The 23,729-nt window shown below is 70.2% G+C and carries 20 protein-coding genes; 15 read left to right on the forward strand and 5 right to left on the reverse strand.

The window, feature by feature from the left end:
- Positions 1–11 precede the first annotated feature (11 nt).
- The 8 genes from KY5_RS29200 to mutM all read left to right on the forward strand — a co-directional run bounded on the left by KY5_RS29200 (position 12) and on the right by mutM (position 8,411).
- Positions 12–3,257 (forward strand): helicase-related protein, encoded by a 3,246-nt coding sequence (locus KY5_RS29200; protein ID WP_098245018.1) that lies wholly within the window; start codon positions 12–14, stop codon positions 3,255–3,257.
- A gap of 70 nt (positions 3,258–3,327) precedes the next feature.
- Positions 3,328–3,921, forward strand: coding sequence for a 16S rRNA (guanine(966)-N(2))-methyltransferase RsmD (rsmD, locus tag KY5_RS29205; protein ID WP_098245019.1), 594 nt, complete (start codon positions 3,328–3,330; stop codon positions 3,919–3,921).
- Between the two features lie 26 nt (positions 3,922–3,947).
- The gene (gene coaD, locus KY5_RS29210) at positions 3,948–4,427 is read left to right on the forward strand and encodes a pantetheine-phosphate adenylyltransferase (RefSeq protein WP_199843647.1); all 480 of its coding nucleotides are present in this window, start codon (positions 3,948–3,950) and stop codon (positions 4,425–4,427) included.
- 99 nt (positions 4,428–4,526) lie between these two features.
- Positions 4,527–5,636: a cell division initiation protein gene (locus KY5_RS29215; protein WP_098245021.1), complete on the forward strand. Its 1,110-nt coding sequence runs from the start codon at positions 4,527–4,529 to the stop codon at positions 5,634–5,636.
- Between the two features lie 132 nt (positions 5,637–5,768).
- A complete protein-coding gene (locus KY5_RS29220; RefSeq protein WP_098245022.1) occupies positions 5,769–6,455 on the forward strand; it encodes a YceD family protein in 687 nt (228 codons plus the stop codon).
- Between the two features lie 2 nt (positions 6,456–6,457).
- Positions 6,458–6,631 carry a 50S ribosomal protein L32 gene (gene rpmF / locus KY5_RS29225; RefSeq protein WP_026165248.1) on the forward strand — a complete coding sequence of 58 codons (174 nt, stop codon included), beginning with the start codon at positions 6,458–6,460 and terminating at the stop codon, positions 6,629–6,631.
- Positions 6,632–6,638: 7 nt separating this feature from the next.
- Positions 6,639–7,460: a ribonuclease III gene (rnc, locus tag KY5_RS29230; protein WP_199843289.1), complete on the forward strand. Its 822-nt coding sequence runs from the start codon at positions 6,639–6,641 to the stop codon at positions 7,458–7,460.
- Positions 7,461–7,550: 90 nt separating this feature from the next.
- The gene (gene mutM, locus KY5_RS29235; protein ID WP_098245024.1) at positions 7,551–8,411 is read left to right on the forward strand and encodes a bifunctional DNA-formamidopyrimidine glycosylase/DNA-(apurinic or apyrimidinic site) lyase; all 861 of its coding nucleotides are present in this window, start codon (positions 7,551–7,553) and stop codon (positions 8,409–8,411) included.
- Here the strand turns inward: mutM and KY5_RS29240 are convergent.
- The gene (locus tag KY5_RS29240; RefSeq protein WP_098245025.1) at positions 8,384–8,764 is read right to left on the reverse strand and encodes a winged helix-turn-helix transcriptional regulator; all 381 of its coding nucleotides are present in this window, start codon (positions 8,762–8,764) and stop codon (positions 8,384–8,386) included. The two genes, mutM and KY5_RS29240, sit on opposite strands and share 28 nt — an antisense overlap.
- Before the next feature lie 125 nt (positions 8,765–8,889).
- On the opposite strand from KY5_RS29240, the gene KY5_RS29245 reads away from it, so the two are divergent.
- On the forward strand, positions 8,890–9,480 hold the full coding sequence (locus KY5_RS29245) for a flavodoxin family protein (protein ID WP_098245026.1): 591 nt from the start codon (positions 8,890–8,892) through the stop codon (positions 9,478–9,480).
- Between the two features lie 52 nt (positions 9,481–9,532).
- Here KY5_RS29245 and KY5_RS29250 read toward each other — a convergent pair whose 3' ends face one another.
- A complete protein-coding gene (locus KY5_RS29250) occupies positions 9,533–10,423 on the reverse strand; it encodes a CAP domain-containing protein (RefSeq protein ID WP_098245027.1) in 891 nt (296 codons plus the stop codon).
- A gap of 129 nt (positions 10,424–10,552) precedes the next feature.
- Here KY5_RS29250 and KY5_RS29255 point away from each other — a divergent pair, with 129 nt between their 5' ends.
- The 4 genes from KY5_RS29255 to KY5_RS29275 all read left to right on the forward strand — a co-directional run bounded on the left by KY5_RS29255 (position 10,553) and on the right by KY5_RS29275 (position 16,852).
- Entirely contained in the window at positions 10,553–10,834 is a 282-nt protein-coding gene (locus KY5_RS29255; RefSeq protein WP_098245028.1) for an acylphosphatase, read from the forward strand.
- A 404-nt stretch (positions 10,835–11,238) separates the two neighbouring features.
- Positions 11,239–11,442, forward strand: a complete 204-nt coding sequence (locus KY5_RS29265) for a hypothetical protein (RefSeq protein ID WP_098245029.1) — start codon at positions 11,239–11,241, stop codon at positions 11,440–11,442.
- 225 nt (positions 11,443–11,667) lie between these two features.
- A complete protein-coding gene (gene smc, locus KY5_RS29270; protein WP_098245030.1) occupies positions 11,668–15,219 on the forward strand; it encodes a chromosome segregation protein SMC in 3,552 nt (1,183 codons plus the stop codon).
- Between the two features lie 208 nt (positions 15,220–15,427).
- Positions 15,428–16,852 (forward strand): sugar porter family MFS transporter, encoded by a 1,425-nt coding sequence (locus tag KY5_RS29275; protein ID WP_098245031.1) that lies wholly within the window; start codon positions 15,428–15,430, stop codon positions 16,850–16,852.
- A gap of 50 nt (positions 16,853–16,902) precedes the next feature.
- On the opposite strand, the gene KY5_RS29280 is transcribed toward KY5_RS29275, so the two are convergent.
- Positions 16,903–17,886 (reverse strand): LLM class flavin-dependent oxidoreductase, encoded by a 984-nt coding sequence (locus KY5_RS29280; RefSeq protein WP_098245032.1) that lies wholly within the window; start codon positions 17,884–17,886, stop codon positions 16,903–16,905.
- Between the two features lie 142 nt (positions 17,887–18,028).
- A complete protein-coding gene (locus tag KY5_RS29285; protein ID WP_098245033.1) occupies positions 18,029–19,486 on the reverse strand; it encodes a purine-cytosine permease family protein in 1,458 nt (485 codons plus the stop codon).
- A 197-nt stretch (positions 19,487–19,683) separates the two neighbouring features.
- On the opposite strand from KY5_RS29285, the gene ftsY reads away from it, so the two are divergent.
- Complete coding sequence (ftsY, locus tag KY5_RS29290; protein WP_098245034.1) at positions 19,684–20,916, forward strand: signal recognition particle-docking protein FtsY; 1,233 nt, start codon at positions 19,684–19,686, stop codon at positions 20,914–20,916.
- A 103-nt stretch (positions 20,917–21,019) separates the two neighbouring features.
- Here the strand turns inward: ftsY and KY5_RS29295 are convergent, their stop codons facing one another.
- Complete coding sequence (locus tag KY5_RS29295; RefSeq protein WP_098245035.1) at positions 21,020–21,682, reverse strand: bifunctional DNA primase/polymerase; 663 nt, start codon at positions 21,680–21,682, stop codon at positions 21,020–21,022.
- A gap of 457 nt (positions 21,683–22,139) precedes the next feature.
- Here KY5_RS29295 and KY5_RS29300 point away from each other — a divergent pair, with 457 nt between their 5' ends.
- On the forward strand, positions 22,140–23,615 hold the full coding sequence (locus KY5_RS29300; RefSeq protein WP_098245036.1) for a hypothetical protein: 1,476 nt from the start codon (positions 22,140–22,142) through the stop codon (positions 23,613–23,615).
- The last annotated feature ends 114 nt before the right edge of the window (positions 23,616–23,729 follow it).

Below are 23,729 nucleotides of genomic sequence, written 5' to 3' on the forward strand. Positions count from 1 at the left end.
CGTGGTGTGCAATGGATCTCGTGCCCGCGCTCGAAGAACCCCTGAAGAAAGTGGTCGGTCCCGCCACCGCGAAGGTGATGGCCGAGCACCTCGACCTGCACACGGTCGGCGACCTGCTGCACCACTACCCCCGGCGGTACGCCGAGCGGGGCGAGCTCACCCGCCTCGCCGAACTGCCGCTGGACGAGCACGTCACGGTGGTCGCGCAGGTCGCGAGCGCGCGCGTCCTGACGTTCAACGGCGGCAGGGGCCAGCGCCTCGAAGTCACGATCACCGACGGCAGCGGCCAGGTCCAGCTCGTCTTCTTCGGCCGGGGCATCCACAAGCCGCACAAGGACCTGCTGCCCGGCACCCGCGCGATGTTCGCGGGCAAGGTCTCGGTCTTCAACCGCAAGACGCAGCTCGCCCACCCGGCGTACGAACTGCTGAAGGCCGACGCCGAAGAGGTGGGCGAGGCCGTCGGCTCCTGGGCGGGCGCGCTCCTGCCGATCTACCCGGCCACCGCCAAGCTGGAGTCCTGGAAGATCGCCAAGTCGGTCGACATGGTGCTGCCCAGCGCCCAGGAGGCGGTGGACCCGCTGCCGCCCGCGCTCCGCGACGGCCGCGGCCTCGTCCCGCTCACCGAAGCCCTCCTGAAGATCCACCGGCCGCATTCGAAGGCGGACGTCGCCGCCGCGAGGGACCGCCTGAAGTGGGACGAGGCGTTCGTCCTCCAGGTCGCCCTGGCCAGGCGGCGCTACGCGGACGCGCAACTGCCCGCCGTCGCCCGCAGACCCCAGGACGGCGGCCTCCTCGACGCCTTCGACGCCAAGCTGCCCTTCACGCTCACCGAGGGCCAGGAGAAGGTCTCGAAGGAGATCTTCGACGACCTCGCGACCGAACACCCGATGCACCGGCTGCTGCAGGGGGAGGTCGGTTCCGGTAAGGCACAGCCGCTCGACTCGCTGGTGCTGACTCCCGAAGGCTTCCGACCGATGGGCGACATGCGGACCGGCGACGTCGTCGTCGTGCCCACGGGAGAGCCCGCCGTCGTCAGCGGCGTCTTCCCTCAGGGAGAGCGTGACGTATGGCGCCTGACTCTTTCCGACGGCAGTTCCGTCGAGTGTGACGACGAGCATCTCTGGATCGTCGGCACGAGCTGTGGCTGGCACCGGGGCCAGTCGCCGAAGGTCCTGACGACCAAGGAGATCCGTCTCGACCTCTTCAAGGCGAACGGCTCCTCGAAGTGGTACCTCCCCGCCGCGGCTCCGACCGACCTGGGGCACGACGAGCCGCTGCCGCTCGACCCCTACCTCTTCGGCCTGCTGTTGGGAGACGGGTCGTTTCGCCACAACTTGAGGTTGTCCACGGTCGACAGGGAGATCCACGACGCGGCCGTCGACGCCGTGGCACCGGAATGCCGCCTGGTCCCCGTGGCAGGCTCCTCGTGCGACTACACGATTCAGCTGGCACACCGAGCAGGAGGTGTGCGCAATCCGGTCATCCAAGCGCTTCGCGACCTGGAGTTGTGGGGCGTGACCTCGCACGGAAAATTCGTGCCCGAGATCTTCAAGAACACCTCGATCAAGAATCGACTGGCCCTGTTGCAGGGGCTGCTGGACACGGACGGCACGATTGAGTCGGACGGGCTGAGCATCTCGCTGTGCTCGGCGTCCCTCCGGCTCGCCGAGGACGTCGCCTGGCTCGTGCGCTCGCTGGGCGGCCGGGCCAGGGTGCTGCCGAAGCAGGCCGCCTTCAACGTGTCGATCGCGCTGCCCGAGGAGTACATGCCGTTCCGGCTGACGCGCAAGGCGGAGCGCGTGTGCCCGAGGCCGAAGTACAACACGTTCCGACGAGGTATCCGCAGCGCCGAGTTCGTCGGGCGGAAGCCGGTCCAGTGCATCAGCGTCGACCACCCGAGCCGGGCGTACATCACCGACAACTTCACGGTGACGCACAACACCATGGTCGCCCTGCGCGCCATGCTCGCCGTCGTGGACGCGGGCGGGCAGGCCGCCATGCTCGCGCCCACCGAGGTCCTCGCCCAGCAGCACCACCGCTCCATCGTGGAGATGATGGGCGAGCTCGCCGAGGGCGGGATGCTGGGCGGCGCGGAGCAGGCCACCAAGGTCACGCTGCTCACCGGGTCCATGGGCGCGGCGGGGCGTCGGCAGGCCCTGCTCGACCTGGTCACCGGTGAGGCGGGCATCGTCATCGGCACGCACGCGCTGATCGAGGACAAGGTCCAGTTCCACGACCTGGGCCTGGTCGTCGTCGACGAGCAGCACCGCTTCGGTGTCGAGCAGCGCGACGCCCTGCGCGGCAAGGGCAAGCAGCCCCCGCACCTCCTGGTCATGACGGCCACCCCCATCCCGCGCACGGTCGCGATGACCGTCTTCGGCGACCTGGAGACCTCCGTCCTCGACCAGCTTCCCGCCGGGCGTTCGCCGATCGCCAGCCACGTCGTCCCCGCTCAGGACAAGCCGCACTTCCTCGCCCGCGCGTGGGAGCGCGTGCGCGAGGAGGTGGAGAAGGGCCACCAGGCGTACGTGGTCTGCCCCCGCATCGGCGATGACGTCGAGGAGTCCGCCGACCCGAAGAAGGCCAAGGCGGCCAAGAAGAAGGCCGAGAAGAAGGCGGAGGAGGAGGCGACCGCCGAGAAGCGGCCGCCGCTCGCCGTCCTCGACGTCGCCGAGCAGCTCGCCCACGGCCCGCTCCAGGGCCTGCGGATCGAGGTCCTGCACGGCCGCATGCAGCCCGACGACAAGGACGCGGTGATGCGCCGCTTCGCCGCGGGCGAGACCCAGGTCCTGGTCGCGACGACGGTCATCGAGGTCGGGGTCAACGTCCCGAACGCCACCGCGATGGTGATCATGGACGCGGACCGCTTCGGCGTCTCCCAGCTGCACCAGCTGCGCGGCCGCGTCGGCCGTGGCTCGGCCGCGGGCCTCTGTCTCCTGGTCACCGACATGCCCGAGGCCAGTCCGGCACGGGCCCGCCTCGGTGCCGTCGCCTCGACGACCGACGGCTTCGAGCTCTCCCGCATCGACCTGGAGCAGCGCCGCGAGGGCGACGTGCTCGGCCAGGCCCAGTCCGGCGTCCGCTCCAGCCTGCGGATGCTCGCCGTCATCGAGGACGAGGAGGTCATCGCGGCCGCCAGGGACGAGGCGGTCACCGTGGTCGCCGCCGACCCCGACCTGGAGCGCCTGCCCGCGCTGCGCACCGCCCTCGACGCGCTGCTCGACGCCGAGCGCGAGCAGTACCTCGACAAGGGGTGAGGCCCGTGCACGCCATATCGTGGGGTGAGCCCATCGAAGGGGCGCCCACCAGCGAGCCAGAAGGAATCAGATGACCCGCGTGATCGCCGGTACGGCCGGCGGACGCCGCCTGGCCGTACCGCCGGGCAACGGCACCCGCCCCACCTCCGACCGGGCACGCGAGGGCCTCTTCTCCACCTGGCAGGCCCTCCACGGCACGCTCGACGGAGCCCGCGTCCTCGATCTCTACGCGGGCTCGGGGGCCGTCGGCCTGGAGGCGCTCTCTCGGGGCGCGGGGCACACCCTGCTGGTCGAGGCGGACGCGAGGGCCGCCCGCACCATCCGGGAGAACGTGCGGGCGGTCGGCCTGCCGGGCGCCGAGGTCAGAGCGGGCAAAGCCGCCCAGATCGTCCGCTCCGGCACCCCCACCACCCCGTACGACCTCGTCTTCCTCGATCCTCCGTACGCCGTCAGCGATGACGATCTTCGGGAGATCCTGCTCACACTCCGCTCGGAAAGCTGGCTCACGGACGACGCGCTCGTCACCGTTGAACGCAGTACAAGAGGCGGAGAATTCGGCTGGCCGGAGGGTTTCGAGCCCCTCAGGTCCCGTCGCTACGGCGAAGGGACGTTTTGGTACGGTCGCGCCGCCTCTACGTGCGACGACTCAGCGATCGCGCCATGACCGGACCGGAGAGCGAGGGACTCACGTTGCGCCGCGCCGTCTGTCCGGGGTCATTCGACCCCATCACCAATGGACACCTCGACATCATCGCCCGCGCCTCCAAGCTGTACGACGTGGTGCACGTCGCGGTGATGATCAATCAGTCGAAGAAGGGCCTGTTCGAGATCGAGGAGCGGATCGAGATGATCCGCGAGGTCACCGCCGACTTCGGCAACGTCGAGGTCGAGTCCTTCCACGGCCTCCTCGTCGACTTCTGCAAGCAGCGCGACATCCCGGCCATCGTCAAGGGCCTGCGCGCGGTCAGCGACTTCGACTACGAACTCCAGATGGCCCAGATGAACAACGGACTCTCGGGCGTCGAGACCCTGTTCGTGCCGACGAACCCCACCTACAGCTTCCTGTCCTCCTCGTTGGTCAAGGAGGTCGCGGCCTGGGGCGGCGACGTCGCCCACCTGCTGCCGCCGCTCGTCCACGAGGCCCTGACCGAACGCCTGGGCAAGAAGTAACCCGCTGACGGCTCGTCACTCGGTGTCGGGCGGGCGCCCCATGGCCTTACAGTCGTCCCGTCCGTCTCACAACCAGCTGTAGAGAGTGGCGAGCACACGGTGGACGTGCAGAAGAAGATCGACGAGATCGTCGAGGCGATCGGCAGTGCCCGGTCCATGCCCATGTCGGCCTCGTGCGTGGTCAACCGCGCCGATCTGCTCTCGATGCTCGAAGAGGTGCGCCAGGCGCTGCCCGGTTCCCTCGCGCAGGCCCAGGAGCTCATCGGGGGCCGCGAACAGCTGGTCGAGCAGGCCCGCCAGGAGGCGGAGCGGATCATCGAGACCGCGCACGCCGAGCGCGGCTCGCTGATCTCCGACACGGAGGTCGCCCGCCGCTCCCAGGGCGAGGGCGAGCGCATCCTCAGCGAGGCCCGCCAGGCCGCCGAGGAGGTCCGCGCCGAGGCCGACGACTACGTGGACAGCAAGCTCGCCAACTTCGAGGTCGTCCTCACCAAGACCCTCGGCTCCGTCGGCCGGGGCCGCGAGAAGCTCCTCGGCACGGGCCCCGGCCTGGACGAGCAGGGGTACGAGGACGAGGACGCCCCCGAGCGCAGCCACGACCCCGAGACGCTGCGCCGCAACGCCGACGCGTACGTCGACGCCAAGCTCGGCGCCTTCGAGGCGGTCCTCGCCAAGACCCTGGAGGCCGTCGGCCGAGGCCGCCAGACCCTGCACGGCCGCGCGCCCGCCGACGAGCTCGGCACCCTCGGCGAGCCGGGCGGCGCCCAGGGCCACACCACGGATGCCGAGTACCTGGCGGACCTCGCGGGCCCCGCGGCCGCCGCGGAGCCGGTCCCGCAGGCGCCGGAGCAGGCCCCGCCGGTCCCGGCGGCGGCCCCGGCCCAGCAGCCCTACCCGCCCCAGCAGCAGCCCGATCCGTACGGGTACCAGCAGCAGGACCAGTACGCGTACCAGCAGCAGGCGTACGGCCAGCAGGACCCCTACGCCGTATATCAGCAGCAGGATCAGTACGCATACCAGCAGCAGGGCTATCAGCAGCCCGGTCAGCAGGGTTACGACCAGAGCGGTCAGCAGGGCTACGAGCAGGCGGGTCAGCAGGGCTACGAGCAGCCTCGGTACGAGGCGCCCGCCGCCCTTGAGGAGACCAGCCTCTTCGACACGACCATGATCAGCGCCGAGCAGCTGCGCCAGTACGAGCAGGGCCGCTGAGGGGCGCATCAGGGTCGGATTGGGCCGAGAGCGAATGGTCCAGTATCCTGGCTCTTCGGTCGCGCATACGTCCGCGACCCGGGCTGCCCACCCAAGCGGTGTTCCCACCGCGTCAGTGCGGCGGCCCCTCGTATGAACTTCCAGGATTCGAAAGCAGGAAAAGCCCTGAGTACGCGCCTCGACCACCGCAACCCCCTCGTGTTCGACACACACGAGCTGGGTCGGCGTCCCGGTGCGCAGCAGCGGCTGACCCGCGAGGTCGAAGCGCCCGGTCCGCCGGCCGCCTTCGGCATCGACGGGGTCATCGGAGTGCCGCAGGGCGCCCCGGTCGAGCTGGAGATCCGCCTCGAATCGGTCATGGAAGGGGTGCTTGTCACAGGCACCGCCCGTGCATCGGCCGAGGGGGAGTGCGTAAGGTGTCTGGAGCCGCTCGAGCTTGAGCTCGACGCGGACTTCCAGGAGATGTTCTCGTACCCTGACGCCGACGACCGGGGCCGCACCGCGGAACCGGCCGACGACGCCGAGGAAGACGAGGACAGGCTCTATCTCGAGGACGGCTTGTTCGACCTCGAGCCTGTGCTGCGTGATGCGGTGGTGCTCGCACTGCCGATGCAGCCGGTGTGCCAGGACGACTGTCAGGGCCTGTGCTCCGAGTGTGGAGTGCGGCTCGCGGACGACCCGGACCACCACCACGAAGCCGTCGACATCCGTTGGGCGGCACTGCAAGGACTCGCCGGGACCATCCAGGACGGCGAGAAGGACGAGATGAGCGGCGGCGCGCCTCGATCAGCGCACGCCGACGAGAAGCAGGAGAAGTAGCCGTGGCTGTTCCGAAGCGGAAGATGTCGCGCAGCAACACGCGCCACCGCCGGTCGCAGTGGAAGGCTGCGGTCCCCACCCTGGTTTCGTGTGAGCGTTGCCAGGAGCCCAAGCAGCAGCACATCGCGTGCCCGAGCTGCGGCACCTACAACAAGCGCCAGGTCCTCGAGGTCTGAGCGGCTGGTGAGAGGCACCGTGTCTAGCCCCAAGAAGGCGGAAGACGCCAAGAAATTGGCGGAGACAACGGCCTCGTCCCACACGCTTCTGGAAGGGCGGCTCGGGTACAAGCTCGAGTCCGCCCTTCTGGTGCGTGCGCTGACCCACCGTTCGTACGCGTACGAGAACGGCGGTCTGCCGACGAACGAGCGCCTCGAGTTCCTCGGGGACTCCGTGCTCGGTCTCGTCGTCACGGACACGCTGTACCGAACCCACCCCGACCTGCCCGAAGGCCAGCTGGCCAAGTTGCGGGCCGCGGTGGTCAATTCGCGTGCGCTGGCGGAGGTCAGCCGCGGCCTCGAACTCGGCTCCTTCATCCGGCTCGGCCGGGGCGAAGAGGGCACGGGAGGCCGGGACAAGGCATCCATCCTCGCCGACACCCTCGAAGCGGTGATCGGCGCGGTCTATCTGGACCAGGGTCTGGACGCGGCGGGTGAGCTGGTGCACCGGCTCTTCGACCCGCTGATCGAAAAGTCCTCGAACCTGGGCGCGGGCCTGGACTGGAAGACCAGTCTTCAGGAGCTCACCGCGATGGAGAGCCTCGGCGTGCCCGAGTACCTCGTCACGGAGAGCGGCCCGGACCACGAGAAGACCTTTACTGCTGCCGCCCGCGTCGGAGGCGTCTCGTACGGCACCGGCACCGGCCGCAGCAAGAAGGAAGCGGAGCAGCAGGCCGCGGAGTCCGCGTGGCGCGCGATTCGCGCCGCGGCGGACGAGCGGCTGAAGGTGGCGGAAGCCGCCGCCGCTGCTGCGCAGTCCGAGGGGACCGCCGACACCCCCTCGGCCTGACGGCCGCCTATCCTTTGGTGCCGGTCGCTCCTGTTCAGGGGTGACCGGCACCACCCTTTTCCCCACACCTCTCATCGCCCCGGAGCGGACATGCCCGAGCTGCCCGAAGTCGAAGTCGTACGGCGCGGCCTTGAGCGCTGGGTCAGTGGGCGGGTCGTCTCCGACGTGCAGGTGCTGCATCCGCGTGCCGTGCGGCGGCACGTCGCGGGGGGCGAGGACTTCGGGGCGCGGCTGAAGGGGCACCGGATCGGGCTCGCGCGGCGGCGCGGCAAGTACCTGTGGCTGCCGCTCGCCGACTCCGCGCAGTCCGTGCTCGCCCATCTCGGCATGAGCGGCCAGCTCCTGGTGCAGCCGCACGACGCCGACGACGAGAAGCACCTGCGGATCAGGGTCCGCTTCGACGACGCGCAGGGCACCGAGCTCCGCTTCGTCGACCAGCGCACCTTCGGCGGCCTCTCGCTCCACGACAACACCGCCGACGGGCTGCCGGACGTCATCGCGCACATCGCGCGTGATCCGCTCGACGAGGCGTTCGATGACGCGGCGTTCCACGTGGCGCTGCGCGGGCGGCGCACCACGATCAAGCGGGCGCTGCTCGACCAGTCGCTGATCAGCGGCGTAGGCAACATCTACGCGGACGAGGCGCTGTGGCGGTCGCGGCTGCACTACGAGCGGCCCACCGGCACCTTCACGCGCCCGCGGACGGCCGAACTCCTGGGCCACGTACGGGACGTGATGAACGCGGCCCTCGCGGTCGGCGGCACCAGCTTCGACAGTCTCTACGTCAACGTGAACGGCGAGTCGGGTTACTTCGACCGGTCCCTGGACGCCTACGGCCGTGAGGACGAGCCGTGCCGCCGGTGCGGGACCGCGATCCGCAGGCGCCCCTGGATGAACCGGTCCAGCTACTTCTGCCCGCGCTGTCAGCGGCCGCCGCGCGCCTCGTCGTAACTCTGCTGCGCCTTCAGTACGTCGTCCTGCCTGCCCTCCACGAAGCGGATCAGGGTCAGCAGCCGCTCGGCGATCTCGCGTCCCAGCGGCGTGAGCCGGTAGTCCACCCGGGGCGGGTTTGTGGGCTGCGCGTCGCGCAGCACCAGGCCGTCGCGCTCCAGCGCGTGCAGGGTCTGGGACAGCATCTTCTCGCTCACGCCGTCGACGCGGCGGCGCAGCTCGTTGAAGCGGAACGTGCCGTCGTGCAGGGCGCCGAGGGTGAGTGCGCCCCAGCGGCCCGTGACGTGTTCGAGCGTGGTCCGGGACGGGCACTGCTTGGCGAACACGTCGTAGGCGAGGTCCGTGGCATCCATGAAGACACCATACTCCCGCGCAGCGCTAACTCACGGGTTGCGCTAACCAAAAGGTAGTGCTTTCCTTCTTCTCGTGCCTCGCCGAGGCCGCCACGACTCGCCTTCGCATGAGGAGTACGCCCGAAATGACCAGCCCTGTTGTCGCGATCGCCTATCACTCCGGCTACGGCCACACCGCCGTCGTCGCCGAGGCCGTCCGCGCCGGTGCAGCCGACGCGGGCGCCACCGTCCACCTGATCAAGGTCGACGAGATCACCGAGGCCGGGTGGGAGCTGCTCGACGCGGCCGACGCGATCGTCTTCGGCTCGCCCACCTACATGGGCACCGCGTCCGGTGCCTTCCACGTCTTCGCCGAGGCCACGTCCAAGCGCTGGTTCGGCAGGGACTGGCAGGACAAGCTGGCCGCCGGATTCACCAACTCCGGTTCCAAGAGCGGCGACAAGCTGCACACCCTGCAGTACTTCCAGACGCTCGCCGCGCAGCACGCGATGCACTGGGTGAACCTCGGCCTGCTCCCCGGCTGGAACTCCACCACCGGCTCCGAGAACGACCTCAACCGCCTCGGCTTCTTCTCCGGAGCCGCCGCCCAGACCAACTCCGACGAGGGCCCCGAAGCGGTCCACAAGGCGGACATCGCCACGGCGGAACACCTGGGCCGCCGCGTCACGGAGACGGCCCGCACGTTCCTCGCGGGGCGCGCGGCGGTCGCCGCCTGACCTCGGCGATGAGCTCAACGGCGAGCGCGGGAGCGAGCGCGCTCCCGCGCCGTCAGAACCCGAAGTCCTGCGTCCACCAAGGCCCACCGGCACCGAAGTGCACGCCGACGCCCATGGTCTTGTAGTCGCAGTTGAGGATGTTGGCCCGGTGGCCCTCGCTGTTCATCCAGGCGTCCATCACCGACCGGGCGTTGGCCTGGCCGCGGGCGATGTTCTCGCCGCCCAGGTCGGGGACGCCTGCCTTCTCCGCGCGGTCCCAGGGGGTCGCGCCGTCCGGGTCGGTGTGGGCGAAGAAGTCGCGGGCCGCCATGTCCGCGCTGAAGTCGCCCGCCAGCTTCGCCAGCTTGTCGTCCGCGCGCACCGGGCGGCAGCCCGCCTTCGCCCGCTCCTGGTTGACCAGGGTGAGTACCTCGGCCTCGGCCGCGCTCTCGGCGGACGGGGCCCGCTCGCTCGGCGCGGGAGCCTTGGCCTTCTCCTGAGGCGTACGCGAGGGGCTCGGCGTCTTCTTCTTGTCGGCGTCGGGCTTCGGCGCCTTCGGCGTCGGCTTCTCGGCGGGCTCGTCCGGCGTCTTCGACGGCTTCGGGTCGGCCTTGGAGGGGGTCGGCGAGGGGGCCTCGGGCCGTCCGGCACCACGGCTGGGCGCGGACGCCTCGCCGCGCTCGGCGGTGCCGTCCGCACCGCCCTGGGTGTCGACCGCGCTCGGGGAACCCGCCGAGCGCACCTTGGCGGGCTCGTTGCCGCCGAGCTGGAAGTTGTCGCCGCCGGGCAGTACGCCGGAGGCGACCGCGACGGCACCCATCGCGACGGCGGCGGAGACACCGAGCAGGCCCGTGCGGACCGGCTTGGAGGCCCGGCCCCCGCGGCGGCGGTGCGACACCGTTCCCGGGTGATTCTCGGGGGTGTCGGCGTCCCGCCCAGCGCCGGAGCGTCTGTGGCGTCCCATCTCCTGGCCTTTCGTTCTTACGATCAACGTGACTCGCCCATACGGGTGAGGCTCATCGAATCCGGACTGTACGCGATGGCAGATGGGGGCGAAGTGCCTCCAGAGCAATTGGCCGGTTAGCGTGCACCCATGAACGAAGACGTGCGACTCACCGCCTGGGTGCGAGGACGCGTACAGGCCGTGGGTTTCCGCTGGTTCACCCGGGCCAAGGCTTTGGAGATCGGTGGCCTGAGTGGTTTTGCTCTCAATCTGGAGGACGGCCGCGTGCAGGTCGTCGCCGAGGGCCCCAGGACCGGCTGTCAGGCACTGCTCGACTGGCTCCGCGAGGGCGACACACCCGGGCGGGTCGACGGGGTCACCGAGATCTGGGACACACCACGTGGCATATACGAGAGCTTCGCCATCCGCTGACCCTGACCCGGGCGGACGCCTCCCCGAGGGGTCGGCGTCGGCCCGGCGGGGGTGTCGCGGGCAGTTGCCTGAGGCAGAAAAGACCTGGTGGTTGCCAAGAATCGCTTGTCGTGGCAGGCTCCCCAGGTAAGGATGATCTCCACGCCCCCAGGGCCCCGAAGGAGTAGCAGCGCCGCCCGTTCCAGGGCCGCGCGCGCCCGGGCCGCCCGCCAATACGGGGCGTGATCGTGTTGACCGTCAAACTTTTTGGTGAGACTCTGGAATCCCCGCGCACCTTAGCTGTTTGGCATGTGAGAACGGCCAGCAAGACCAGCAAGTAACAACGAGTGCCAAGCACCGCGGGTGCGATTCCCTCACGACCCACACCGCTTCGGTCGGTCACTCAGTGTGGAGGACCATCCATCATGGCAAAGGCGCTTCTCGGTTACGTCGGCGGCAGCGACCCGCGACTCCTCGCCGAGATGCGACGGCTCCAGCAGCGCGTCCAGGACCTGGAATCCGAGCTCGTCAGGATCCAGGCCGAGAACGACGCGCTCGCGGCTGCCGCTTCTCACGAATCGCTCCTGGAGAGCATCGACGTACCCCAGGCGGAGCCTGCGCTCACCTGACCACTGCTTGAACAGTGATTGCGAGGGGCCTCCCAGCAAAGGCGTCTCGTAAGCAACAAGTGGTCGGGCTGTTCGTGTCAGCCGCTTGTCTCCAGATCTGCAAGGGACGCTTCGGCGTCCCTTCTTTCTTGTCTTTCTCGCTCCCGCGTACGCTGCTTTCTTTACGTCTGATGTGCCCTGCACCTTCATGGGTGAAACGGTCAGTGAAAGGTAGAGTCCGACGGCGTGCATCTCAAGGCCCTGACCCTGCGCGGTTTCAAGTCCTTCGCGTCGGCCACGACGCTGAAGTTCGAGCCGGGCATCACCTGCGTCGTCGGACCGAACGGTTCCGGCAAGTCCAACGTCGTGGACGCGCTCAGCTGGGTCATGGGTGAGCAGGGCGCCAAGTCGCTGCGCGGCGGCAAGATGGAGGACGTCATCTTCGCCGGCACCACCGGGCGGCCACCGCTCGGCAGGGCCGAGGTCTCCCTCACCATCGACAACTCCGACGGCGCGCTCCCCATCGAGTACGCCGAGGTCACCATCACGCGGATCATGTTCCGCAACGGCGGCAGCGAGTACCAGCTCAACGGCGACACCTGCCGCCTCCTCGACATCCAGGAACTGCTCTCCGACTCCGGCATCGGCCGCGAGATGCACGTCATCGTCGGACAGGGACAGCTGGACGGGGTGCTGCACGCCGACCCGATGGGGCGGCGTGCCTTCATCGAGGAGGCCGCGGGCGTCCTCAAGCACCGCAAGCGCAAAGAGAAGGCGCTGCGCAAGCTCGACGCCATGCAGGCCAACCTCGCCCGCGTCCAGGACCTGACCGACGAGCTGCGGCGCCAGCTGAAACCTCTCGGCAGACAGGCCGCCGTGGCGCGCAGGGCCGCCGTCATCCAGGCCGACCTGCGCGACACCCGCCTCCGGCTGCTCGCCGACGACCTCGTACGGCTGCGCGAGGCGCTCAACGCCGAGGTCGCCGACGAGGCCGCGCTCAAGCAGCGCAAGGAGAGCGCCGAGGCCGAGCTCAGGGCCGCCCAGCAGCGCGAGGCGCAGCTGGAAGAGGAAGTGCGGCGGCTCACCCCACGCCTTCAGCGCGCCCAGCAGACCTGGTACGACCTGTCGCAGCTGGCCGAGCGGGTGCGCGGCACCGTGTCGCTGGCCGACGCCCGGGTCAAGAGCGCCACCGCCGCGCCCCCCGAGGAGCGCCGCGGCCGCGACCCCGAGGACATGGAGCGCGAGGCCGCCAGGATCAGGGAGCAGGAGGCCGAGCTGACGGCCGCGCTCGAAGCGGCCGAGCACGCGCTCGACGACACCGTCTCCCACCGGGCCCAGCTCGAAAGGGAGTTGGCGGTCGAGGAGCGCAGGCTCAAGGACGTGGCGCGGGCCATCGCCGACCGGCGCGAAGGGCTCGCCAGGCTCGGCGGGCAGGTCAACGCGGCGCGTTCGCGGGCCGCTTCCGCGCAGGCCGAGATCGACCGGCTCGCCCTCGCGCGCGACGAGGCCGCCGAGCGCGCGGTCGCCGCACAGGAGGAGTACGAGCAGCTCAAGGCCGAGGTCGACGGGCTCGACGCGGACGACGCGGAGCTCGGCGAGCGGCACGACGCGGCGAAGCAGGGCCTCGCCGAGGCCGAGGCCGCCCTCACCGTCGCACGGGAGGCGGCCACCGCGGTGGAGCGCAAGCGGGCCGCGGTGGCCGCACGCCACGAGGCGCTCGCGCTCGGCCTGCGCCGCAAGGACGGCACCGGCGCGCTGCTCACCGCGCGGGAACAACTGGTCGGGCTGCTCGGCCCTGCCGCCGAACTCCTCACCGTCGCCCCGGGGTTCGAGGTGCAGGTCGCCGCCGCGCTCGGCGCCGGTGCCGACGCGATCGCCGTGAGCGGCCCCAGCACCGCGGCCGAGGCCATCCGCCTGCTGCGCAAGCAGGACGCGGGGCGCGCCGCGCTGCTGCTCGGCGGCGCCCCCGACGACGTACGGCCGGAGCGACCCGAAGGGCCGCCGTACGCCGCCGACTTGGTGCGGGGACCCGATGAGCTGATGCCCGCCGTGCGGCGCCTGCTGCGCGACGTCGTCGCCGTGGGAACCCTGGAGGACGCCGAGGACCTCGTCTACGCGCATCCGGAGCTGACCGCCGTCACCGCCGAGGGCGACCTGCTCGGCGCGCACTTCGCGCACGGCGGCTCCGCCGGCGCGCCGAGCCTGCTCGAAGTGCAGGCATCCGTCGACGAGGCGGCCGCCGAGCTGGAGCAACTCGCCGAGCAGTGCGAGGAGTTGGCCGACGCCCAGCGCGCCGCCACCGAGCGCCGCACGGAGTGTGCCCGGCTCGTCGACGAGCTGGGGCAGCGGCGCAGCGCCGCGGACCGCGAGAAGTCGTCGGTCGCGCAGCAGCTCGGACGGCTCGCCGGACAGGCGCGGGGCGCCGCGGGCGAGGCCGAGCGCAGCACCGCTGCCGCCGCCAAGGCGCAGGACGCCCTCGACCGGGCCGTCGAGGAGGCCGAGGAGCTGGCCGAACGCCTCGCCGTGGCCGAGGAGACGCCGGCCGACGAGGAGCCGGACACCTCGGTGCGCGACCGGCTCGCCGCCGACGGGGCCAACGCGCGCCAGACCGAGATGGAGGCCAGGCTCCAGGCACGCACGCACGAGGAGCGGGTGAAGGGGCTCGCGGGCCGCGCCGAATCGCTCGACCGGGCCGCGCGCGCCGAACGTGAGGCACGCGCGCGTGCCGAGCAGCGCAAGGCGCGCCTTCGCCACGAGGCGGCCGTCGCCGGGGCCGTCGCGTCCGGTGGCCGCCAGCTGCTCGCCCATGTCGAGGTGTCCCTCGTACGGGCGCAGGAGGAGCGGGTCGCCGCCGAGCGCGCCAAGGAGGTGCGCGAGCGCGATCTGGTCGCCGAGCGCAACCAGGGCCGCGAGCTCAAGTCCGAGCTCGACAAGCTGACGGATTCGGTTCACCGCGGCGAGGTACTCGGTGCCGAGAAGCGGCTGCGGATCGAGCAGCTGGAGGCCAAGGCGCTGGAGGAACTCGGTGTGGAACCGGCGGGACTCGTCGCCGACTACGGCCCCGATCAGCCCGTGCCGCCCTCGCCCGCCGCCGAGGGCGAGGAGCTGCCCGAGGACCCGGAGCACCCGCGCAACAGGCCGGTGCCCTTCGTCAGGGGCGAGCAGGAGAAGCGGCTCAAGTCGGCCGAACGGGCGTACCAGCAGCTCGGAAAGGTGAACCCGCTGGCGCTCGAGGAGTTCGCGGCGCTCGAAGAGCGGCACAAGTTCCTGAGCGAGCAGCTGGAAGACCTGAAGAAGACCAGGGCCGACCTCCTCCAGGTGGTCAAGGAGGTCGACGAGCGCGTCGAGCAGGTCTTCACCGAGGCCTACCACGACACGGCCCGTGAGTTCGAGGGCGTCTTCTCGCGGCTCTTCCCCGGTGGCGAGGGGCGGCTGATCCTGACCGACCCCGACAACATGCTCGCCACCGGCGTCGACGTCGAGGCGCGTCCGCCGGGCAAGAAGGTCAAGCGGCTCTCGCTGCTCTCCGGCGGCGAGCGGTCGCTGACGGCCGTGGCGCTGCTCGTCTCGATCTTCAAGGCACGGCCGAGCCCGTTCTACGTGATGGACGAGGTCGAGGCCGCGCTCGACGACACCAATCTGCAGCGGCTCATCCGCATCATGCAGGAGCTCCAGGAAGCCTCGCAGCTCATCGTGATCACGCACCAGAAGCGCACGATGGAGGTCGCGGACGCGTTGTACGGCGTCTCGATGCAGGGCGACGGCGTCTCCAAGGTGATCAGCCAGCGGCTCCGCTAGGCATCTCTTCGACAGTTCAAGTCTTGAACGTACGAAGCCTCACGCTGCCCACAAATTCACAGCAGTCCACCTATTGACTTCGAAACTTGAAGGCATAGTCTCTGCAACGTTGCTTTTACCTTCAGGTGGTGGGCGGCGTGAAGTTGTGCGCCACTTGAAGAGCTCGCCCCCACCCCCGGCAACGCAGCCGGTGGCCCGAGGAGTACACGTGACCAGCACATCGCAGGCGCCAGGATCCGGAGCCAGGCAGGCCCAGCCGGACCATCTCGGCCATGTCATCTTCATTACGGCGGCCGCCGCGATGGGTGGCTTCCTCTTCGGCTACGACAGTTCGGTGATCAACGGCGCGACCGTCGCCATCCAGCACCGCTTCGACGTCGACGCCAACATGCTCGGCTGGATCATCGCCACCGCGCTGCTCGGCTGTGCCGTGGGCGCCGCGATCGCCGGTCGCATCGCCGACCGCATCGGCCGCATCCGCTGCATGCAGATCGCCGCCGTACTCTTCGCGGCCAGCGCCGTCGGCTCGGCCCTGCCCTTCGCGGCCTGGGACCTGACGATGTGGCGGCTCATCGGCGGCATCGGCATCGGCATGGCCTCGGTGATCGGCCCTGCCTACATCGCCGAGGTCGCGCCGCCCGCCTACCGGGGCCGCCTGGCCTCCTTCCAGCAGGCCGCCATCGTGATCGGCATCGCCGTCTCCCAGCTGGTCAACTGGGGCATCCTGAACATGGCCGACGGCGACCAGCGCGGCAAGCTGATGGGCCTCGAGGCCTGGCAGTGGATGCTCGGGGTCATGGTCGTCCCGGCGCTCCTCTACGGCCTGCTGTCCTTCATCATCCCGGAGTCGCCGCGCTTCCTGATCTCGGTCGGCCGCACCGCCGAGGCCAAGAAGGTGCTCGGCGAGGTCGAGGGCACCGACATCGACCTGGACGCGCGCGCCGCCGAGATCGAGGCGGGCCTGCACCGCGAGCACAAGCCCTCCTTCAAGGACCTGCTCGGCAAGGTCGGCTTCCTGCCGATCGTCTGGATCGGCATCGGGCTCTCGGTCTTCCAGCAGCTCGTCGGCATCAACGTGATCTTCTACTACTCGAACCAGCTGTGGCAGTCGATCGGCAAGGACCCGTCCAGCTCGTTCCTGTACTCGTTCGAGACGTCGATCGTGAACATCGTCGGTACGGTCATCGCGATGATCTTCGTCGACCGGATCGGCCGCAAGCCGCTGGCGATCATCGGTTCCGCGGGCATGGCGGCGGCGCTGTTCACCATGGCCTGGGCGTTCTCGTACCGGACGGGATCCGGTGACAGCGTCTCGCTGCCCAACGCGCAGGGCCTGACCGCGATCATCGCCGCCAACGCCTTCGTGCTCTTCTTCGCCCTCTCGTGGGGCGTGGTGGTCTGGGTGCTGCTCGGCGAGATCTTCCCCAACCGGATCCGCGCCGCGGCGCTCGGTGTGGCCGCGTCCGCCCAGTGGCTCGCCAACTTCGCGATCACCAAGACCTTCCCGAGCATGTCCGAGTGGTCGCTGACCGGCTCGTACATCATCTACGGCGCCTTCGCCGCCGTCTCGATCCCCTTCGTCATGAAGTTCGTCAAGGAGACGAAGGGCAAGGCCCTGGAGGAGATGGGCTAAACCCCGCTGCCCCCTCCTCATCAGGAAGCTGCCCCGGCTGAAGGACTCGTCTACTTGTCCTTGAGCCGGGGCAGTACGTTTTCGCAGAAGTGGTGCAGGCTGCGCCAGCCCTCGTCGACGGGCATGCCGCCGGAGAGCGGGTGCAGGACCAGGCTCCCGGTGTCGCCCTTCGCGTACGTCACGCACTCCTCGGGCGTCAGGATCCGGTAGACGCCCTCGGCGCGCAGCTCCTCGACCGTCGTGGCCGCCGACTTCACCGCCGAGCGGATGTCCTTGTTCTGCCAGGAGGCGTAGGTCCGCGCCTCGTGCAGGAAGTGCTTGCCGTGCTCGGCCCAGGCCCGGTCGGGGTCGTCGGCGATGTGCAGGAGCGGGGTCTCGGCGGCGGGCATCATCGTCCAGCCCTCGGTGCCGTGCTCCACGAGCTGTTCGTTGTAGTACGCCTCCAGCTCGGGCAGGTGCGCGCTCGGGAAGAACGGCAGGCCGAACCGGGCCGCGCGCCGGGCCGCCGCCTTCGACGAGCCGCCGACCAGGAGCATCGGGTGGGGCTGGGTGAAGGGGCGCGGGGTGATGCGCACGGTGCGGTCGCGGAAGGTGAAGGGCTCGCCCGTCCACGCCTTGAGGAGCGTCTCGAGGAGTTCGTCCTGGAGCTTGCCGCGCCGGTGCCACTCCACGCCGGACTGCTCGTACTCCTCGGGCCGGTAGCCGATGCCCGCCACGGTGACGAGGCGGCCGCCGCTGAGCAGGTCGAGCACGGCGATGTCCTCGGCAAGGCGCAGCGGGTCGTGCAGCGGGCCGATGATCGCGGAGACCGTCACCGCGATGCGCCGGGTCGCGCCGAAGACCGCGCCCGCGAAGGCGAAGGGGGAGGGCAGCCAGTTGTTCTCGGCGCCGTGGTGCTCCTCGGTCTGGATGGTGGAGATGCCCCGGTCGTCCGCGTACGTGGCCATCTCCAGGGCTGCCTGGTAGCGCTCGTTCAGCGAGGCGGGCGTCGCGGCGGGATCGACGAGATTGAAGCGTACGACTGTGACGGGCATGGAAACGTCCCCCTTCACCGAGCGTGGGCGGGCGAAGGGGGACGCTAGTTGACCCCACATCAGATGGGTAGCCTCGTACGGAAGTTGGATGCCGTCGTACGCGACTTGGCGCGGATCGAGCCGATGGGCGGGCGCGGACCGGTCAGGCGGAGACCAGCTCGGTCTCGCCCTCGCCCTTGCCCTCCGTGGCTGCCGCGTCCTTCTCGACGAGCGGGGACTTCGGCAGGACCGCGTACAGCACGGCGGCGATGACGATCGTGGCCAGCCAGCCCAGGCCGTGGCGGCCGATCCAGGACGTGGCCAGCGGGCCGCTGAACCAGTCGACCTTGGTGAAGAGCAGGCCCGCCACCAGGGCGATCGCCCAGGCGGTCATGGCCTGCCAGGCGAAGCCCGCCTTGTACCAGTAGGCGCTGGTGCGCTTGGTGTCCATCAGGGCGTCGCCGTCGTACGTCCTGCGGCGCAGCATGTCGATGCCGAAGACGCCGATCCAGGCGGAGAAGGCGACCGCGAGCAGCGTGAGGAAGGAGATGAACGAGCCCATGAAGCTCGTCGCCACGTTCATCAGGATGTAGCCGAAGATCAGGCTGATGACGGCGTTCACGCTGACCGCCCACGCGCGCGGGACCTTGATGCCGAGCGTCATCGCGGTGAAGCCCGCGGAGTACATCGACATCGAGTTGATCAGCAGCATGCCGATCAGGGCCATCAGCAGGTACGGCACCGCGATCCACATCGGGAGCAGCTCGCCGAGGAAGGAGACCGGGTCCTGTGCCGAGGACAGCTTCGGGTCGGAGACGGCCATCACCGCGCCCATCAGGACCATCGGGACGACGACGATGCCCGCGCCGCCGATGGCGTGGCCGACGAGCGGCTTGTTCGACGCGGTGCGCGGCAGGTAGCGCGTGAAGTCGGGGCCCGTGGGCACCCAGCTGATGCCGCCCGCGGCGATCGTGCCGACGCCCGCGACCATCATCGCCGTGGAGCCCGCGGGCTTGTCGAAGACGGCCGACCAGTCGGTCTCCGCGAGGAGGTAGACCAGCACGAGCACGCTGAACGCGCCGAAGGCGTACGTCGACCAGGTGCTGCAGATGTGCAGGATCTTGCGGCCGAGGCCACTGATCAGGAAGGTGCAGGCGACGAAGGCGACCAGCGTGACGACGGTCAGCCAGGTGCTCGACTCCACGCCGAAGCAGATGTTCAGGACCGTCAGGATCGCGTACGCGCCCGTGACCGCGTTGATCGTCTCCCAGCCCCAGCGGGCGACCCAGATGAGCGCGCCGGGGAAGAGGTTGCCGCGCTGGCCGAAGACCGCGCGCGAGAGCGTCATGCCCGGCGAGCCGCCGCGCTTGCCCGCGATGGAGATCAGGCCGACCATGCCGTAGCTCAGCAGGGGCGAGACGAGCGCGACGACCAGGACCTGCCAGAAGTTCAGGCCGTTGGACACGATCAGGCCCGCGCCCATGGTGAGCAGCAGGACGCTGATGTTGGCCGCGACCCAGGTGGGGAACAGCTCGCGGGTCCGGCCCGTGCGCTCGGCGTCCGGGACGGGTTCAAGGCCGCGCGTCTCGAGGGCGCCTTCGGATTCGGCGGTGGTGCTCATGGGGGTGGTCCGTGCCTCTCGCTCGGCTCGCAACGTCGCGATCCGTCGGTGGGGTTGATCGCGTTGGACTCTACGCGCGTTGATGCGGCGAGCTCCATCGTACTTTAGTCCGAGTAAACCCCTCCCGAGGCATATGTTCTTTGGAGGAACACACAATCTGGGCCTCCACCGGGGCCATGGCCGATACTGGGTGGGTTATGGAAATCGTCATCCTTGCTGTAGTCATCGCCGTGGTCGTGATCGGCGCGCTCGGCGGGCTCGTGATCGGCAGCCGCAAGAAGAAGCAGCTGCCCCCGCAGGCCCCGTCCGGCACGCCCACCATCACCGCCCCTTCCGCCGAGCCTCAGGTCGGCGACGAGGCCGAGACGCCGCGCGACGAACCGCGCCGCACGATCGAGGAGGTGGAACTCCCGCTCGTCGAGCCCTCGGCATCCGCCCCGGTCGTCGAGGAGCCGGTCGTCGAGGCGCCGGCCGCGCCGGAGATCGAGACCCCCGAGCCCACCGCCGGACGTCTGGTCCGGCTGCGCGCCCGGCTCTCCCGCTCGCAGAACGCGCTCGGCAAGGGGCTGCTCACGCTGCTGTCCCGCGAGCACCTCGACGAGGACACCTGGGAGGAGATCGAGGACACGCTCCTCACCGCCGACGTCGGCGTCGCCCCCACCCAGGAGCTCGTCGAGCGCCTCCGCGAGCGCGTGCGCGTGCTCGGCACCCGTACACCGGACGAGCTGCGCACGCTGCTGCGCGAAGAGCTCGTCGCGCTGCTCGGTACGGGCGAGGGCACCGACTTCGACCGCGCGGTCAAGACCGAGTCGGGCCTGGAGACCCCGGGCATCGTGATGGTCGTCGGCGTCAACGGCACCGGCAAGACCACCACCACGGGCAAGCTCGCGCGCGTGCTCGTCGCCGACGGCAAGTCCGTCGTCCTCGGCGCCGCCGACACCTTCCGCGCCGCCGCCGCCGACCAGCTGCAGACCTGGGGCGAGCGCGTCGGCGCCCGCACGGTCCGCGGCCCCGAGGGCGGCGACCCCGCGTCGATCGCCTTCGACGCGGTCAAGGAGGGCATCGCGGACGGCGCGGACGTCGTCCTCATCGACACCGCGGGCCGCCTGCACACCAAGACCGGCCTGATGGACGAGCTCGGCAAGGTCAAGCGCGTCGTCGAGAAGCACGCCCCGCTGGACGAGGTCCTCCTCGTGCTCGACGCCACGACCGGACAGAACGGCCTGGTGCAGGCGCGGGTCTTCGCCGAGGTCGTCGACATCACGGGCATCGTCCTGACCAAGCTCGACGGCACCGCCAAGGGCGGCATCGTCGTCGCGGTCCAGCGCGAGCTGGGCGTCCCGGTCAAGCTCGTGGGCCTCGGCGAGGGCGCGGACGACCTGGCGCCGTTCGAGCCCGAGGCGTTCGTGGACGCGCTCATCGGGGACTAGGGAATCCGCCGGACGCCCGGCGCTCCCGTCGTACGCAAGAAGGGCCCCCTCGCACGGTGCAGGTGCGAGGGGGCCCTTCCGTTCCACGGTGGTCGGGGCGGCGCTACGCGGGGGAGCGGTGGGCCACGTACGCCAGGGTGCCCAGGAGCAGACGGGCCTCCGGCGGGTGGGTCGCGGAGTCGAGGTCGGGCGGGCGCAGCCAGCGGACCGGGCCGAGGCCGCCCCGGTCGGACGGCGGCGCCGTGATGTGGTCGCCGGGGCCCAGGCCGTGCAGGTCGAGGGCCGCGTCGTCCCAGCCCATGCGGTAGAGCAGCTGGGGGAGTTCGGTGGCGGCGCCGGGGGCGACGAAGAACTGCGCCCGGCCGTCCGGCGTGACCGTCACGGGACCCAGGGGAAGGCCCATCCGCTCCAGCCGCACGAGCGCCCGCCGCCCCGCGGTCTCCGCCACCTCGATCGCGTCGAAGGCGCGACCCACGGGCAGCAGTACCGAGGCGCCGGGGAACTGGGCCCAGGCGTCCGTCACTTCGTCGAGCGTGGCCCCGGCGGGGACCTCAGGGGCGAAGTCGAGCGGGTGGGCGCCGGGGGCCGCGCACGCCGCGCTGCCGCACGAACAGGCGCCGTCGAGCGCCCGGGCGCCGGGCACCGCGGTCCATCCCCACAAGCCGGTGTACTCCGCCACCGTGGTGCGGTCCGACGCGCGGGCGCGTCGCCGTGATCCGGTCCGGGGCTTGTCGGTTCCCCGGATGCCGCCGATCGTGAAGCCCATGCCCCCTCCAACGGGTCGAGCGTGCCGCGGTTACGTGACGGAATCGGATCGTGACCCTCTGTCTTCATGACGGCGCCCGGTGGTCTCGCGGGTGGTGCGCCCGGTGTCATGCGCCCCGGCGCACTCCGCTCCGCCCACTTTCTGTCGTCCCATGTCAAGTGAATCGCTTGTAGCGGCAAGGGAGTTCATTCGAAGGGGTGGCGAATGGTGGCGTTTCCGCAATCGCCCTCGCCGGAGGGGTGATCGTAGGATTACTTTCAGTGCACGACCCCGGGAGTTCTGGCACCCGTGGGTATGCCGGAGGCAAGTCGGTTTCCTGTTCGATGGGTGACATTCACCGGACGGATGGCCGCAAGTAGCGGCATTCTGTTAGGGCTTGGCGTGGACGATGCGCGGCCGGTGGGCAGTACACAGGCGTGGACAGCGCACAGAAGTCTTGAAGGATGGGGGCGTTCCAGTGGGCGGCAGTGGCGGAGGCGGTATGAACGCTGAGAAGCGCCCCAATGAGATGCTCACTTCCTGGTTCGTGCGCAGTGGCTGGTCGAAGGGCGAGCTGGCACGCCAAGTGAACCGCAGGGCGCGGCAGTTGGGCGCCCACCACATCTCGACGGACACGTCACGCGTGCGCCGCTGGCTCGACGGCGAGAATCCGCGCGAGCCGATCCCGCGCATCCTCTCCGAACTGTTCTCCGAGCGGTTCGGCTGCGTCGTCGCGGTCGAGGACCTGGGCCTGCGCGCCCCGCACCGCACGCCCGCCTCCTCCGGCGTCGACCTGCCCTGGACGGGACCGCAGACCGTCGCGCTCATCAGTGAGTTCTCGCGCAGCGACCTGATGCTGGCGCGCCGGGGCTTCCTCGGCACCTCGCTCGCCCTCTCCGCGGGCCCCGCCCTGATCGAGCCCATGCAGCGCTGGCTGGTGCCCACCCCGTCGACGCCCCCCGAGGAGCCCGAGTCCGCCGCCGCGTCGCGCCGCCCGGCCCGGCTCTCCAAACCCGAACTCGACCTGCTCGAATCCACCACGGTGATGTTCCGCCAGTGGGACGCCCAATGCGGGGGAGGGCTCCGGCGCAAGGCCGTCGTCGGTCAACTGCACGAAGTGACGGACCTGTTGCAGGAGCCCCAGCCCGAAGCCACCTCCCGGCGCCTGTTCAAGGTCGCGGGCGAACTGGCCGAGCTGGCGGGCTGGATGAGCTACGACGTGGGGCTCCAGCCCACCGCCCAGAAGTACTTCGTCCTCGCCCTGCACGCCGCCAAGGAGGCGGGCGAGAAGTCCCTCGGGTCGTACATCCTGTCCAGCATGAGCCGCCAGATGATCCACCTCGGGCGGCCCGACGACGCCCTGGAGCTCATCCACCTCGCGCAGTACGGCAGCCGGGACTGCGCGAGTCCGCGCACCCAGGCGATGCTGTATGCGATGGAGGCCCGCGCCTACGCCAGCATGGGCCAGCCGGGCAAGTGCAAGCGGGCCGTGCGGATGGCCGAGGACACCTTCGCCGACGCGCTGGAGTTCGACGAGCCCGAGCCGGACTGGATCCGCTTCTTCTCCGAGGCCGAGCTGAACGGCGAGAACGCCCACTCCTACCGCGACCTGGCCTACGTGGCGGGCCGCAGCCCCACGTACGCCTCGCTCGCCGAACCCGTCATGGACCGTGCCGTGGAGCTCTTCGGGAAGGACATCGAGCACCAGCGTTCGTACGCCCTGAACCTCATCGGCAAAGCCACCGTGCACCTGCTCCAGCGCGAGCCCGAGCAGAGCACGGTGCTTGCGGGGCAGGCCCTCGACATCGCCAAGAAGGTCCGCTCGGAGCGGGTGAACACCCGGCTGCGCAAGACCGTGGACACGGCCGTGCGGGACTTCGGAGACGTCGCCGAGGTCCTGGAGATCACCGAGCGGCTCGCCATCGAGATGCCGGAGACCGCGGAGGCGGTCTGAGAACCGGTACGACCGGCTCCGGCCGCGGCAACCATCCCGAACAGCCCGACTCGGCTCCCCCACGCCAGGTCAGTCGGATGGCCGCCGCGGCCGGTTCTTGTGCCCTGCGCGGGG

It is taken from the genome of Streptomyces formicae (assembly GCF_002556545.1).
In the GTDB taxonomy this organism is placed as follows: domain Bacteria; phylum Actinomycetota; class Actinomycetes; order Streptomycetales; family Streptomycetaceae; genus Streptomyces; species Streptomyces formicae_A.